14 protein-coding genes and 1 riboswitch are annotated in these 14938 nt (G+C 51.0%); of the genes, 6 read left to right on the top strand and 8 right to left on the bottom strand.

Going from position 1 to position 14938, the window contains the following annotated elements:
* Positions 1-100: 100 nt before the first annotated feature.
* The 5 genes from rng to QP938_01805 form a co-directional block, all read right to left on the bottom strand.
* Entirely contained in the window at positions 101-1573 is a 1473-nt protein-coding gene (gene rng / locus QP938_01825) for a ribonuclease G (protein WIO74663.1), read from the bottom strand.
* A gap of 202 nt (positions 1574-1775) precedes the next feature.
* Positions 1776-2369, bottom strand: coding sequence for a Maf family protein (locus QP938_01820; protein WIO74662.1), 594 nt, complete (start codon positions 2367-2369; stop codon positions 1776-1778).
* Between the two features lie 81 nt (positions 2370-2450).
* The gene (gene mreD, locus QP938_01815; protein WIO74661.1) at positions 2451-2930 is read right to left on the bottom strand and encodes a rod shape-determining protein MreD; all 480 of its coding nucleotides are present in this window, start codon (positions 2928-2930) and stop codon (positions 2451-2453) included.
* Positions 2927-3718, bottom strand: coding sequence for a rod shape-determining protein MreC (gene mreC / locus QP938_01810; protein WIO74660.1), 792 nt, complete (start codon positions 3716-3718; stop codon positions 2927-2929). Before mreC ends, mreD begins: the two co-directional genes overlap by 4 nt.
* A gap of 294 nt (positions 3719-4012) precedes the next feature.
* A complete protein-coding gene (locus QP938_01805) occupies positions 4013-5047 on the bottom strand; it encodes a rod shape-determining protein (GenBank protein WIO74659.1) in 1035 nt (344 codons plus the stop codon).
* A 287-nt stretch (positions 5048-5334) separates the two neighbouring features.
* Between QP938_01805 and gatC the strand changes: the two genes are divergently transcribed.
* The 3 genes from gatC to gatB are packed head-to-tail and all read left to right on the top strand — an operon-like array spanning position 5335 to position 8536.
* Positions 5335-5622: an Asp-tRNA(Asn)/Glu-tRNA(Gln) amidotransferase subunit GatC gene (gene gatC / locus QP938_01800; protein ID WIO74658.1), complete on the top strand. Its 288-nt coding sequence runs from the start codon at positions 5335-5337 to the stop codon at positions 5620-5622.
* 14 nt (positions 5623-5636) lie between these two features.
* Positions 5637-7091 carry an Asp-tRNA(Asn)/Glu-tRNA(Gln) amidotransferase subunit GatA gene (gene gatA / locus QP938_01795; GenBank protein WIO75601.1) on the top strand — a complete coding sequence of 485 codons (1455 nt, stop codon included), beginning with the start codon at positions 5637-5639 and terminating at the stop codon, positions 7089-7091.
* A complete protein-coding gene (gene gatB, locus QP938_01790) occupies positions 7091-8536 on the top strand; it encodes an Asp-tRNA(Asn)/Glu-tRNA(Gln) amidotransferase subunit GatB (GenBank protein WIO74657.1) in 1446 nt (481 codons plus the stop codon). The genes gatA and gatB overlap by 1 nt, the downstream gene beginning before the upstream one ends.
* A 137-nt stretch (positions 8537-8673) precedes the next feature.
* Here the strand turns inward: gatB and QP938_01785 are convergent, their stop codons facing one another.
* Entirely contained in the window at positions 8674-9330 is a 657-nt protein-coding gene (locus QP938_01785) for a hypothetical protein (GenBank protein ID WIO74656.1), read from the bottom strand.
* 117 nt (positions 9331-9447) lie between these two features.
* Positions 9448-9590, top strand: a riboswitch (SAM-I-IV-variant riboswitch).
* Positions 9591-9833: 243 nt separating this feature from the next.
* Here QP938_01785 and QP938_01780 point away from each other — a divergent pair.
* Positions 9834-10139, top strand: a complete 306-nt coding sequence (locus QP938_01780; protein ID WIO74655.1) for a hypothetical protein — start codon at positions 9834-9836, stop codon at positions 10137-10139.
* A gap of 62 nt (positions 10140-10201) precedes the next feature.
* Here QP938_01780 and QP938_01775 read toward each other — a convergent pair whose 3' ends face one another.
* Both QP938_01775 and QP938_01770 read right to left on the bottom strand, forming a co-directional pair.
* Entirely contained in the window at positions 10202-10696 is a 495-nt protein-coding gene (locus tag QP938_01775) for a TlpA disulfide reductase family protein (protein ID WIO74654.1), read from the bottom strand.
* Positions 10697-10788: 92 nt separating this feature from the next.
* Positions 10789-12141, bottom strand: coding sequence for a sodium-dependent transporter (locus tag QP938_01770; protein ID WIO74653.1), 1353 nt, complete (start codon positions 12139-12141; stop codon positions 10789-10791).
* Positions 12142-12366: 225 nt separating this feature from the next.
* Between QP938_01770 and QP938_01765 the strand changes: the two genes are divergently transcribed.
* Together QP938_01765 and QP938_01760 are read left to right on the top strand one after the other, a co-directional pair.
* Positions 12367-13407, top strand: coding sequence for a thioredoxin family protein (locus tag QP938_01765; protein ID WIO74652.1), 1041 nt, complete (start codon positions 12367-12369; stop codon positions 13405-13407).
* A 278-nt stretch (positions 13408-13685) separates the two neighbouring features.
* Entirely contained in the window at positions 13686-14741 is a 1056-nt protein-coding gene (locus QP938_01760) for a thioredoxin family protein (GenBank protein WIO74651.1), read from the top strand.
* Positions 14742-14938: the final 197 nt, after the last annotated feature.

Here is a 14938-nt window from a genome sequence, read left to right as displayed (position 1 = left end):
GGTAAGCGCTACGTCCATGTAGCACCTCGCCCGCCTGCGCGGGAATGACGGATACCGCTGTAAATAGGCAACATCAGGCTTAACTAAGTGCCATTGAACTTTAAACCGGAATAATGTCGTACTGTTCCTGGGTGTACATGTTTTCCACACGGAACTGAATCGGTCGGCCGATAAATTCTTCCAGGTCTGCGACATTGGCCGAGTCTTCGTCAAGCAGCCGGTCAATCACCATTGGTGACGCCAATACCAGCAGCTTTTCACACTCATAAGCGCGTGCTTCGCGAATAATTTCCCGCAGAATTTCGTAGCACACTGTCTCGGCAGATTTTATCGTGCCACTTCCGTTGCAGACACTGCAGGGTTCACACAGCATGTGCTCGAGACTTTCGCTGGTGCGCTTGCGGGTCATCTCCACAAGGCCGAGATCAGAAGTGCCCAGCACGGTGGTTTTTGCACGGTCTTTTTCCAGCGACTTTTCCAGAATCCTCAGCACTTGCCGCTGGTGCTCCTTCTCCACCATATCGATAAAGTCGAGAATGATAATGCCGCCGAGGTTACGCAATCGTAATTGCCGCGCAATGGCCGTAGCGGCTTCCATATTGGTTTTAAAAATGGTCTCTTCAAGATTGCGATGACCAACAAATGCACCGGTATTTACATCCACCGTAGTCATCGCTTCGGTTTGATCGATCACCAGGTAACCGCCTGACTTAAGTTGTACCTTGCGTTCCAGCGCTCTCTGAATTTCGTCTTCTACCGAATAGAGGTAAAACAGTGGCCGCTCACCGGGATAATGCTCAATCAGTTCCATCAACTCCGGATGATATTTTTTGGCAAATGAGAGCATGCTTTCATATGCTTCGCGGGAATCGACGCGAATTTTTTCCACCCCGTCGCGGGTCATTTCCCGCAGGGTGCGAAGGTGAAGGGGAAGATCCTCAAACACGTTGCTGGCCATTGGGGTATTGTTGGCGCGTTCCTTCACATCCAGCCAAAGGCGACGCAAGAAGCCGATATCTTTTCGCAACTCATCTACAGCCACACCTTCAGCGGCGGTACGAATAATATAGCCACCGGGCGCACCGAGATTTTCGCTATTGTCTTTTTCCTGCTCCAGCACTGCGGCCAATTCAGCTTTTAACCGCTCACGTTCTTCAACATTTTCAATGCGCTGGGAAATACTGATGTGATCTTCCTGAGGCAAATACACCAGGTACTTGGAGCATACTGACAATTGTGTGGTCAGCCGAGCCCCCTTGGTGCCTAACGGATCCTTAGCCACCTGAACAACTACAGGCTGCCCTTCGTGCAGCAGTTGACGGATATCATCCGTTGCACAGCCTTCCGGTTTGTGAATATCGTCAACGTGAATAAAGCCAGCTTTCTCCAAACCGATATCCACAAAGGCTGCCTGCATGCCAGGCATCGCCCGCACCACTTTTCCGCGATAGATATTGCCCACCACACCGCGCTTGAGTGTGCGTTCGATGGTGACTTCCTGAAGCACACCATTTTCAACCATGGCTACCCGGGTCTCCATGGGAGTTATATTGATGAGAATTTCTGCGCTCATTGGTGGAGGGTCTCCAGGTGGTGGCGTTGCATTGAGATATCGGTGCGTTCTGTAAGAGGTCGCACGTCGCACGTCGCACGTCGCACGCTTAAAACTTCCGCAACCAGAAATGACAACCACGCGGAGCAAAGCTCCGCAGCGTGCGACGTCAGACGTGCGACGTGCGACCCGTCACTATTAAGCTCACAAACTCCAGCCACTCTCACACTCCCTTCCATACCTCAATTCCAAACTTACGCAATAAATCCGCCGTTTCCGCCAGCGGCAAACCTACCACGTTGGAATAACTGCCACTGATACGATCGACAAATACCGCTGCAAGCCCCTGAATACCATAACCGCCAGCCTTATCTGCGGGCTCGCCAGTGGCCCAATATTGGCGACACTGCTGTTCTGTTAGTTCGCGAAAATGCACTTCAGTTTCCACAAGGCATATCGAATGATGTGCGCCATCTACTACTGCCACCCCACTCATGACGGTGTGACTGCAGCCGGACAAGCTCATCAATATCTCTACAGCTTCAGCCTCATTCGCGGGCTTGCCATAAATTCGATCGCCTAAAACCACCGCCGTGTCAGACCCCAACACCGGCACACGAGGTTCTTTTTGGCGGACATACCCGGCCTGCGCCTTTTCAAGCGCCAGACGAGTCACGTAATCGCGAGGAGATTCTGAATTGAGGGGATGTTCGGCAATATCGACCGGGGCGACGGTAAAGCAAGCGCCAATCTGTTCGAGAAGCTCCCGACGCCGCGGTGATCCCGACGCGAGAATAAAATCCACTGGTGCCGTCATGTACTACCTTGTCTGTGATTCTTAATAACTATTGTAACGCCCAGAAGCTCTACGGCGTACCGGCTCTGTCAATGAATGGAATTATCGACGAACCCAACGGAACATCAAAAAATAGATCAGCGGCCAAATCAACGCCGAACTGATTGCCGGCAAAAATATGATCGACCAACTGGCGTTACTATGCGTTAGCAGATTTACACTGGCCACAATCAGCTGGGACGCTGCCACCAGTAGAAATACGACGCCGCACTGATGCCAGATGTGGGCGTGTAATAAGCGTTTCGCCAGCAGATTAATCAGGTAGGCGCAAACTCCCAACGCCAAAGCATATCGCCCCACCACTCCGCCAAACACGAAGTCCAGCATCAAGCCTATCAACCAGGCAGTTGCCACCCCATAATCCAGCGGCCTGTATAAAAGGAAGAAGGTCAGCACCAACAACACAAACTGGGGGCGCCAGAATGAAAGCTGCTGCTGTAGAGGTAAAATCTGCAGCACGGTAGCCAACAGCAGAGCAATTAATAATGCCCCCAACTGATTGCTTTGATAGGGCCGCCTCATGGCTGCTCCTCAACATTCGGAACCGGTACCTTTGCCTCCTGATCGGAGAAGACCAGCAGCACATGGCGGCGGCGATTAAGGGGTTCGGCAGGCTCAATGGTGACGTTCAGGAATGGCTCCCCTGGTTGCTCCTCAACACTGACTACCTTACCTACCGGGTAACCCACCGGGTAGCGATCGCCAAGACCAGAGCTGATCACAGTATCACCCTCGCGAATATCCATGGTGGGAGACACATAACGCAACTTCAGTTCGCCGTAATCACCAATACCTTCGGCGATAGAACGCAAGCCATTACGACTCACCTGCACTGGTAGTGCGTGACTGCTGTCGGTAATCAATAACACCCGGCTGTGGTGCCGATACACATCAGTCACCTGCCCCATCAACCCAAGCGAGCCAATCACTGCCTGACCGACAAATACGCCGTCCTCGGCTCCGCGATTAATGGTGACTTTATGACTGAGAGGGTCAGGGGAGACACTGACCAACTCGGCAACCCGGACCCTATCCTTAACCAGCTCAGTGGCATTTAACAAGCCACGCAGGCGGATATTCTCAGCCGCCAATTCGGCCATTCGTTGTTCCAGCGCCTGATATACCAATATCTCGGTACGCAGTTTTTCGTTCTCCTGCTCGAGATCCACACGACTGCGGGTAACATCATCCCCCCAATCTGCAACGCGACTAGGCAGATCGGCGAGCTGATGTAATGGATAGGTAACTTCTTCGAGAAAATTGCGAACCGGTTTCAACCAATCGGTGTAAGTATCTATAGCTACCAGCAACAGCGCCGCCACACCCAATATAAGAATACGACGGGCCGGAGAAGTCCCTTTTTGGAAGATATTTTTAATGGCAGGCCTCCTGGAAGCAGCCGCGCACTACACGACTAAAGTCGTAAGTGGCTTTGAAAATAACTGCTGTTTGAGAGGACAAGTGTGACACACGAAGAGCCGTCCAGTCTTTTATTGTTCACAACGCGTTGCCAGCGGCCAGGTAAACAGTTAACGCAAACCTACTGGATAGATGCTTGAATCCCGGGGAGCAATAATAAAGATATCAGCTCCCCGGGCAGGCAATCAGGAAGACAGAATATCCAGATTGCGTTTATCCATGATCTCCATGGCTCTACCACCACCGCGCGCCACACAGGTCAGTGGATCTTCCGCCACAATCACCGGAAGGCCGGTTTCATGGGTCAACAGACGATCAATATCACGCAACAGTGCGCCACCACCCGTCAGCACGATACCGCTCTCGGCAATATCTGATGCCAACTCGGGAGGAGACTGCTCAAGCACGCGTTTTACCGCCTGGACGATACCTGCCAGCGGCTCCTGCAGCGCCTCAAGGATTTCATCGCTGTTCAGGGTAAAACTCTTTGGCACACCTTCCGCCAGATTGCGACCACGCACATCTATCTCGCGTACTTCGCTACCCGGGTAGGCACTACCCACTTCAATCTTGATGCGCTCAGCTGTTGAATCGCCGATCACACTGCCGTAGTTGCGGCGAACATAGTTAGTGATGGATTCGTCAAAACGGTCACCACCAATACGAACAGAATCCGAGTAAACAACACCATTCAATGAAAGAATGGCAATTTCAGTGGTACCACCACCGATATCCACTACCATCGAACCACAGGCATCTTCCACCGGCAGGCCAGCACCAATAGCAGCAGCCATCGGCTCTTCAATCAAGTACACCTCGCGCGCACCAGCACTCTCTGCCGATTCACGAATAGCGCGTTTTTCCACTTCGGTAGCCAGACAGGGCACACAGATCAGAACTCGCGGGCTTGGCGGAATCAGGCGGCTTTCATGCACTTTCTTGATAAAGTGCTGAAGCATTTTCTCGGTTACCTGAAAGTCGGCGATCACACCGTCTTTCATTGGGCGAATAGCGGTGATGTTACCCGGGGTACGTCCCAGCATGCGCTTGGCTTCAACGCCAACTGCTTCAACAATTTTCTGGCCATGGTGATGGCGAATGGCTACTACCGAAGGCTCATTCAGCAAAATGCCTTTATCACGGACATGGATCAGTGTATTTGCGGTACCGAGGTCAATAGATAAGTCGTTGGAAAAAATTCCACGGAGTCGTTTGAACATTCTTTTTCCTTGTCAGCCGACAGAGTTTACATGTACCTGCCGCGCTCTCAATTACAGTCCGGATGCTGGCTTCAGGGCTACAGCACACAACGGATAAATTCAACACGCGACTGTAGCAACCAGCGTGGAACAGGGCAACCGAAGATTTAGGCAAAGCCCGGCCAAAGCTCACATTTTTGAGTAATCTATGCCTTTTTCGGTACTGCCCAATCCATATCCTTATGTTAAAGTTTCCGGCCTGTGCTTTTTACCAATCGATCCACTTCGAATTCATCGCGGAAATCATCATGAGTATCCAACGCAACGACATCGAAAAAGTCGCCCATCTGGCGCGCCTTGCCATCTCCGAAAACGAGATTAATGACACCACTGACCGCATTAACAAGGTGCTCAATCTGGTGGATCAATTGCAGAATATCGATACCAGCAATATCGAGCCGCTGGCCCACCCGACAGAGGCGGCCCAGAGACTGAGAGCCGATGAGGTAACAGAAACCAATCAGCGCGAAGCGTTTCAGAGCATTGCGCCGGCTGCAGAGAACGGCCTCTACCTGGTTCCCAAGGTGATCGACTGATGGCGAGTAACGACATGCACAACAAATCCCTGACCGAACTCGCCAAAGGCCTGCACGCCGGCGAGTACTCCAGTGTCGAGCTTACCCAGCACTATTTGGATCGCATCGCAAAACTGGATGGCACTTACAACAGCTTTATCACCGTGACTGCTGAACAGGCACTGGTGCAAGCTGCTGCTGCCGACCAGCGCATAAAACAGGGCGATGCTCCACTGCTGTGCGGCATCCCCATTGCCCACAAAGACCTGTTTTGCACCAACGGCGTGCGCACTTCCAGCGCCTCTAAAATGCTGGATAATTTTGTACCGCCCTACGACGCCACCATCGTTGCCAACTACAACGCTGCAGGTGCAGTGATGCTTGGTAAAACCAATATGGATGAGTTTGCGATGGGCTCCTCCAACGAATCGAGCTTTTACGGTCCGGTGAAAAATCCCTGGGACACCGAGCGAGTACCAGGCGGCTCTTCCGGCGGTTCCGCCGCGGCCATTGCTGCGCACCTGGCTGTCGCCACCACCGCATCTGACACCGGCGGCTCCATTCGCCAACCCGCAGCACTCTGCGGCATAACCGGTATTAAGCCCACATACGGTCGAGTTTCCCGCTACGGCATGATCGCTTTTGCCTCCAGCCTCGATCAGGCCGGGGTGATGACCCGCAGCGCCGAAGATGCAGCCATTATGCTCAACACCCTGGCGAGCTTTGACCCCAAAGACTCCACTTCCATTAATCGCGAAGTACCAGACTACAGTGCCACCCTGGGCAACGATTTAAGCGGCCTGAAAATTGGCGTTCCCAAAGAATACTTTGGGGAGGGCTTGAGCAGCGGCACCGAACAGGCAATACGCAACGCCCTGGCGGAATATGAAAAATTGGGTGCAACCCTGGTAGAGATCAGCCTGCCTCACACCAACCTCTCGGTACCGGCGTACTATGTGATCGCCCCCGCCGAGGCATCAGCCAACCTGTCCCGCTTTGACGGTGTCCGCTACGGCTATCGCTGTGAAGATCCAAAAGACCTGATGGACCTGTTTACCCGCAGCCGCGCAGAAGGCTTTGGCACCGAAGTTAAACAGCGCATTATGGTAGGCGCCTATGCACTTTCCGCCGGCTATTACGACGCCTATTACAAAAAAGCCCAGCAAGTGCGCCGCTTGATTCGCCAGGACTTTATCGATGCCTTTAAGGAAGTGGATGTAATTATGGGCCCCACATGCCCGTCCACCGCCTTCAAGCTGGGTGAAAAAAGCAGCGACCCCGTCGCCATGTACCTGGAAGACATCTACACCATTGCCACCAACCTGGCGGGGCTGCCTGGTATGTCAATCCCTGCCGGATTCAGCGATGGCATGCCTGTCGGACTGCAGATTACCGGTAACTATTTTGACGAGGCGAAAATGCTCAATATCGCCCATCGCTTCCAGCAGGCGACCGATTGGCACAAGCAGACTGCCGGAGGTATCGAATAATGACTTGGGAAACAGTAATCGGCTTGGAAGTGCATGTGCAGCTGGCCACCCAATCCAAAATCTTTTCTGGCAGCAGCACCGCATTTGGTGCCGAGCCAAACACCCAGGCCAGTGCCGTTGATCTGGCAATGCCAGGCACCCTGCCCGTTCCCAACGAAGCGGCGTTCCGTTACGCAGTGATGTTTGGTCTCGCGATCGACGCCGAGATTGGCAAGACTTCGGTATTTGAGCGAAAAAATTATTTCTACCCGGATCTGCCTAAAGGCTACCAGACCACCCAGCTGGAAAAGCCAATTGTCGGGGCGGGCCATGTTGAAATAGATCTACCGGACGGCAGCACCAAAACCGTACGCATTCACCACGCTCACCTGGAAGAAGACGCCGGTAAATCCCTGCACGAAAATTTCCATGATATGTCCGGCATCGATCTGAACCGTGCCGGCACGCCTTTGATTGAGGTAGTGACCGAGCCGGATATGTCCAACGCTGCAGAGGCAGTGGCTTTTGCCAAAAAGCTCCACTCAATCGTTACCTCTTTGGGAATCTGTGACGGCAATATGTCTCAGGGCTCCATGCGTTTTGACGTAAACGTTTCAGTTCGCCGCAAAGGCGAGCCGCTGGGCACTCGGACTGAAACCAAAAACCTCAACTCTTTCAAATTTATGGAAGAGTGTATTCGCCAGGAAGTACAACGCCAGATTGACGTCATTGAAGAAGGTGGCAAGGTAGTCCAGGAAACACGCCTCTACGATGGCGCCACCAAAACTGCTCGCTCAATGCGCACCAAAGAGGAAGCTAACGACTACCGTTACTTCCCCTGCCCGGACCTGTTACCTGTAGTGATAGAAGATGACTACATCGAAGCATTGCGCAACAGCTTGCCGGAACTACCGGATGCACGCTGCACTCGCTTCGAGCAGCAATACGGGCTTTCCCACTACGACGCCAGCCTGCTCTCGGCCGAGTCAGCAACTGCCAGCTACTTTGAAAAGGCGGCCGGCGATTCAGACGCCAAGCTGGTAGCCAACTGGATGATGGGTGAAATGGCAGCTCGCTTGAATGCGGAAGAAAAAGAACTGTCGGATTCACCTATAAATGCCGAGCAGCTCGCCGCACTGGTCACTCGTATCAGTGATGGTACCCTGTCCAACAAGATGGCTCGCCAGGTGTTTGATCACTTGTGGCAAGGCGAATCCGACGTAGATGCCATTATCGAGAACCACGGCCTGAAACAGGTTTCAGACAGTGGTGCCATTGAATCGCTGGTTGATGAGGTTATTGCCAACTCTCCGCAACAGGTGGAGAACTTCGTAAAAGCGGATGAAGCGAAACGCCCCAAAATGATGGGTTATTTTGTTGGCCAGATAATGAAAGCATCAAAAGGCCAAGCCAACCCGCAACAGGTCAACGAGATTCTCAACAAGAAGCTCAACGAGCTGCTTTGAGTCTAAATTACTTCGAGGCGCTGTTATTTGTTGATGAGCCCGAGGCCAGCATGGATGCTGACCTCGAGCCCCTAGGGACGGGTTTATGGCGTGGCACAACAACAAATACCAGCGCCGACAACCAAACCTGCACGGATTCAAGGCAGATTTTTAATCAGGTTACCCGCAGCCTTGCGCACCATACTCTCAAAAGTCACCGGGCGCTCATAACCGGTATCTTCTGCAAAAGTTACTTCTTCGTTTCCTTCCCAGACTATAGCGCCAGTTTGAGCATCCCATACTTGTAGAAACAGCCGAATATTCGCCAGGGTAGTTTGAAACAATCGCAACCCCAGAGCGCTGAATCGTCCCTTTGTATCCTGCTTGAAACTGGAAAGCTTCAACTGAAACAAATAACGACGTCCGGTACTTTTTGATATTTCCTGCAGAGTGCTTAATTTGAAAATACCGGTATCGCTGTAGTCCACGTACATCTGTTTATATTGATCCGAAAGCCCTGCTTCATTAATTGCACTCAAGGTTTGCGACAGAGAAGTGATTTCCACTTCAGGCCTTGCCTCTCGAATAACCTCGGTAAAAATCAGAGCCAGCGCCTGACGGTCTGCCTCCTGACCGGTCACCGTAGACGGGGTTATAAACGCCACACCACCAGCAACCAGCTCGCTCGCCTCCAAACCGCTGCTTTCAAAATCGGAACTTGAATGGATCTGTCCACTGGCACACCCCGTAAGGCCAGCAAAACAAACGAGTGCCAACATCCAGATTAAACGCGGGAATTGTTGGTAGATACCCATATACGATCCCCCTTGAGATCAATATGTTCTATTAGAAGCTTAGCAGTGATTGCAGAAATAAATCCCCAACCACCCCTTTAGACACTGGACAATGAAAAAGATCATCATTAGAATTCACGCATTCATCAAGAGAAGTGGCTGACGCCATCACCAACCTGCCTGCTTGGGCAAGGTGGTTTCCCCTAAAGTTGCGTGGGGAGATGAGGTGCTCGAAGTGGTCGTTATATCGACCGAAAGCGAGCGCAATCATTCAAGCGAAATACTTACTTTCAAAGTAAGCGTCAGCCTCCCATGCGGAGGTTTTTTTATGCCTGTAACTTTTAAAGCTGCAACTAAGCGGCTACCAAGAGCGGAAATACTGTTTTCGATGAGCATTTTCACCGAGCAAATGGAACACCGAATGCGAATGTGACGCTGGAACCAACCACGTTACTTTTGCCTGTTACCTATTTGCCATCCGCTTGTGAAAACAAGCGTTGTGAACAACTGCTACGAGAACTGTTATGAACCACAGCACAGAATATTTTGTCCCCAATCACGATCCAATTCTGGGAATTCGCGACACCAATATTGCCCAGTCCATTACACTGGACAACTGGCAACGCAAAGCCATCGTTGTACCCCATGAGGGCGACGACGTTTATGTCTACATCGTGACCGGAGAAATTGCCAAGCTCAATCGCAAAGTCTATTGCGTCACCGGCTTTTCACTGAAAGACAACAAGTCTTTATGGAGCCATCCTTTCCTGTCGCCAGAAGAAGCGATTTCCTGGATAGGCCGCCATTTTCAGCAACAGGCCGTTGCTTGAATTTGTGACCCTGAAAAACAAAAAGGCTGCCTAAAGGCAGCCTTTTATCTTCGATACCATCATCAGTGTTCGTTAGTACCGATGTGTTTCTCTATGGTGCTTTTAAAATTATCACTACTCGGTGCCGGCAACTCACCGTCCACCAACTCGCCATTTGGCCCAAACAGTACAAAGCGGGGAATCGCGTAAATATCCAGCTCTACAGCCAATTCATGATCAAAGTTTTCTTCACAAACAACCTGAATACCTTTTGGCTTGTCTTTATCCATGGCATCAATCCAGGCATCTTGATCTTCATCCATAGACACCCCCATAACCACAAGATTTTCGTAGTGATTATCTTCTTCAAATTTTTTGAGGTGTGGTGTTTCCTTTCTACATGGCACACACCAGGAGGCCCAAAAATCCACCAGAACATACTTGCCCTTGTGGTCGGACAGCTTGTGGATCTTCCCATCCCGATCAGGGAAAGAGAACTCATGGGTTTTATCGGCCAATGCCACTTGGGACAACATGCTTGCGAACAACACAAACACTGCAACCATCAACTTTTTCATATCTGAACCCTCACACATCTGGAATGCCACAAAGCTTGCCTCATTGACAGCCAAACTCAAAGTGGCATTCACATTTCTTCACAAAACTTTCGTTACTCGGTCAAACCGAAGAACATAATCAGCAGTACCGCCAAAGGCGCAATAAATCGCACGAAGAATAGCCATATGCTGTAGGCCAACTTATTACTGATACCAAGTTCATCCCTACTGGATTTCTTACTGACCACCCAGCCGCCAAAGATAGCAATAAACAGCCCTCCAAGCGGCAGAAGAATCTTCCCGGAGAAAGCCTCCATGAGATCACCAAAGGTCAACCCAAACAGCTCCCAGGTCATATGACCACTGTAGGCCATTACCGACAACACACTGATCGCAGCGGTAATCAGGGTAATACCCACGGCGCTTTTCTGGCGGGAGATTCCCTTATGCTCTTCAGCCCAGGAGATCAGCGGCTCCAACAAGCCAACCATGGAGGTAATGGCCGCCACTGACAACAGCAGGAAGAACAGAATACTCACTACATAACCGCCCGGCATCTGGGCAAACGCCACTGGCAAGGTTTGGAAAATCAGCCCAGGGCCACCTTCAGGATCACCGCCAAAAGCAAATACCGCCGGGAAAATCGCCAGACCGGCCAACAATGCAACCAGGGTGTCAGCAACCACAATCACCAGAACTGAACGACTAATAGAGACCTCTTTGGGCAGGTAAGCACCAAAGGTCATCATGCCAGCCATACCCACACTCACAGAAAAGAACGCCTGACCAATAGCCGCCAACCAAACATCACTGGTAATTTTGCTGAAATCAGCAGAGAACAGGTAATCAACCGCTTCGCCAAAGCCGCCAGCGAACATATTGTAGATAACCAGCACAACCAGTAGCAGGAACAGCGTCGGCATCATGACGGTAACCGCTTTCTCAATGCCTTTTTGAACACCGCGGTAAATGATGAATGCCGTCAAACCCAGCGCAACAGCAGTCCAGGCCAGCATAGTCCCCACGTCGGTGACCGTAGCATTAAAGGTCTGCTCAGCCATCGCTGCATCGGCGCCGACAAAACCGGTGGTAACGGCCTTCCAGAAATAACTCAGAACCCAACCGGCAATCACACAGTAGAAGACCTGGATCACCAGCGCGGTCAGCAGGTTCATGCCACCGGCAATCCCCCATACGCGCGGCGCGCCCTCCTGTTCGGCAACCGCTTTCATTGAGCCGGGAGGTGATTTTCTGCCGCGACGGCCGATCATCACCTCCGACATCAAAATCGGAACCCCGATTGCAAATGCACAGATCAGGTAGACCACTACAAACGCCGCCCCCCCGTTCTCACCGGTCAAATAGGGAAACCGCCAGATATTACCCAAACCTACGGCAAACCCCACCGATGCCATTAAAAATCCGAACCGGGACGACCAGTTCTCATGCTGCCCAACCGCTGCCATCTCTATTAACCTCTCTAGTTATTCTTTACCCACCAAGGATCACCCACTTCAAACCGCGCAACTCTAGCAGTTACAGCCTTTGGAGACAAAATCAACCCGTCAAAACATGCGGAATTACTGACAATCCTTAACATTTCTTAATAGACCCTCTAGCTCATTCGAGGCATACTCGCGACCAATTGATCCAGATAAACCCAGATCTGAGAAGCTTTAAGAGAGGATTTTATGTTGAAACTTATTTCCAAGACCCTGTCGGCAGTCGCCCTGGCTGCTCTTGCCAGCAGCGCACTGGCAGAAAAAGGCGAGCCGTGGCTGACCGATATGGACGAAGCCCAGAAAGTGGCCAAAGCCGAGGGCAAAGACATCTTTATGTTCTTTACCGGCTCCGACTGGTGTGTCTGGTGCATCCGATTGGAGAACGAAGTGCTGTCCAAGAAAGAGTTCCTGGACTATGCCGAAGAGAATCTGGTACTGGTAGACCTCGACTTCCCGCAAAGCGAGGACATCATTTCCGAAGAGCAATGGGAGCACAATGATAAGTGGGCTGAAAAGTTTAAGCCTAAAGGCTACCCCACCGTCATCCTTGCCGACGCCAATGCTAACGGCTTTGCCAAGACTGGCTATCGCGAAGGTGGCGCCGAGAAATACGTTGCTCACCTGCAAGAACTCAAGGCCGGCAAGGACAAATTTGCCACCCTGGAGAAAGAAGCTGCAACAGCCTCAGGCCTGGATCGCGCAAAACTGCTGGCACAAATGCTCGACCTTGAAGGCGCCATGATCGAAGATCCTATGACTCTGGTAAAAGAAATTGCCGATCTGTCAAAAGGTCAGGATGAAGAGCTGTACAGCAAATACTCCAACATGCTCGCCAACCAGGAACTCGGCGGCAAGATGAACCAGTTGTTCGGTGGAAATGCCTCCAAAGAAGAAAAGCTGACCGGCGCACTGGAGCTGTTTGACTCCTACAAGCACCTGAAAGATGGCAGAGCATTACAACAACTGGTAGCCATGATTGGTGACCAGCACATCGGTAACGGCAAAACCGCCGAAGGTGTAGCCTTTATGGAAACCCTCAAGAACGACGAGAGCTTTGCCCTTTCGATTCGCCAGGACAGCGCACTGTTCAGAGGCATCATCATGGCCAACGGTGAAAATCCGGACCTGGAGCAAGTTAAGAAGTACTACCAGGAAACCATTGATATGGACCCTAAGAGCCAAACCGGCCAACGCGCAGCAGGTATGTTGCAAGAACTGCAAAACAAATAATATCAGTACTTTCGGGCTGCTAGCCCTGGGTATTCCAAAGGGAGCCATTGGCTCCCTTTTTGTTTCTAAGCCGGGGCTTGAATCAGCCACTTTCTGCTCCACCCTTTTTCCCACCAAAACATAAAATATAATTCTAATTATTTTCAGTATTTGGACCATTCATTCCACTTTAACAATTCTTAACAGACTCCCCACCTATTGCACAGGCATACTGCATGTCATGTAGTCCCAAATAACCATAAGTCGCCACCAGGCGTGTGCGCATTGAGGTATACCCTATGTTGAAATCTCTCTCTAAAGCATTGGCATCTGTTGCACTTGTGGCTTTTGCCAGCTCAGCATTTGCAGAAAAAGGTGAGCAGTGGCTGACCGATATGGACGAAGCTCAAAAAGTCGCTAAAGCAGAAGGTAAATCTATCTTCATGTTCTTCACCGGTTCAGACTGGTGTGGCTGGTGCATTAAGCTGGACAACGAAGTTCTGTCCAAGGAAGAGTTCCTGGCTTATGCAAAAGACAATCTGGTTCTGGTAGACCTGGACTTCCCGCAAGGCGAAGACGTAATCACGGAAGAACAGCGTGCTCATAACGATAAGTGGAAAGATGTTTTTAAACCACGTGGCTTTCCTACCGTTTACCTGACCGACGCTTCAGCCAAAGCATTCGCTCAGACTGGCTATCAGGCCGGCGGTCCCGTGGCTTATGTTGATCACCTGAAAGCGCTGATCGAAGGCAAAAAAGCCACCGAACAACTGCAAGCCGACATTGCCAAAGCAAAAGGCCTGAAGCGCGCCAAATTACTGGACCAGTTGCTGAACACAGATGGCGCAATGATTGACGACAAGAACGGCAAAATTGAAGAGATCGTAGCCCTGACAGAGGGCAAAGATGACACCCTGTACAACAAGTATCACACCATCCAAGTTGGCAACAACATGATGAGTGACTTGGGCAAGGTATATCGCGGCGAAGGTAGCAATGAAGAAAAGCTGGACCAAATTCTGGCCGTGTTCTCTTCTTACGATTCTGTGAAGGAAGGTCAGGCTCTGCATCGTCTGCTTGGCTCTATTGGTGATCAGTTCATCAAAACCGGCCAGACCGAAAATGGTGCGGCATTTATGGACAAAATCACCAGTGACTCCAGCTACCCTCTGGAAATTCAACAGACCACCGCCCTCTTTAAGGCCATCATCACTGCCAACGCCAGCGAAGTGGACCATGAGAAAGCGATCAAGTTTTACGATCAAGCCATGGCCATGGACCCGGAAAGCCAGACGGGCAAACGAGCCAAAATGATGAAAGAAAAGCTTGCCGAGAAAGCAAGTGCACAATCCTGATCACTGATCAGTAGCTGCTACATCGAGAACGGGAGCCAATCGGCTCCCGTTTTTTTATTGCCGAAAACAACTCAAAGGAACGAAATACAACTTATCATCGGATAACAAAAACCATTAGGTCTTAAATTTACTAAAAACAGAACAGGAAATGACTTTAACAATTCTTAACAGACTGAATGTATTAATTGGATGCATAC

The organism is Porticoccaceae bacterium LTM1 (genome assembly GCA_030252795.1).
In the GTDB taxonomy this organism is placed as follows: domain Bacteria; phylum Pseudomonadota; class Gammaproteobacteria; order Pseudomonadales; family Porticoccaceae; genus SCSIO-12696.
This window is presented reverse-complemented; position numbering and strand designations above follow the sequence as displayed.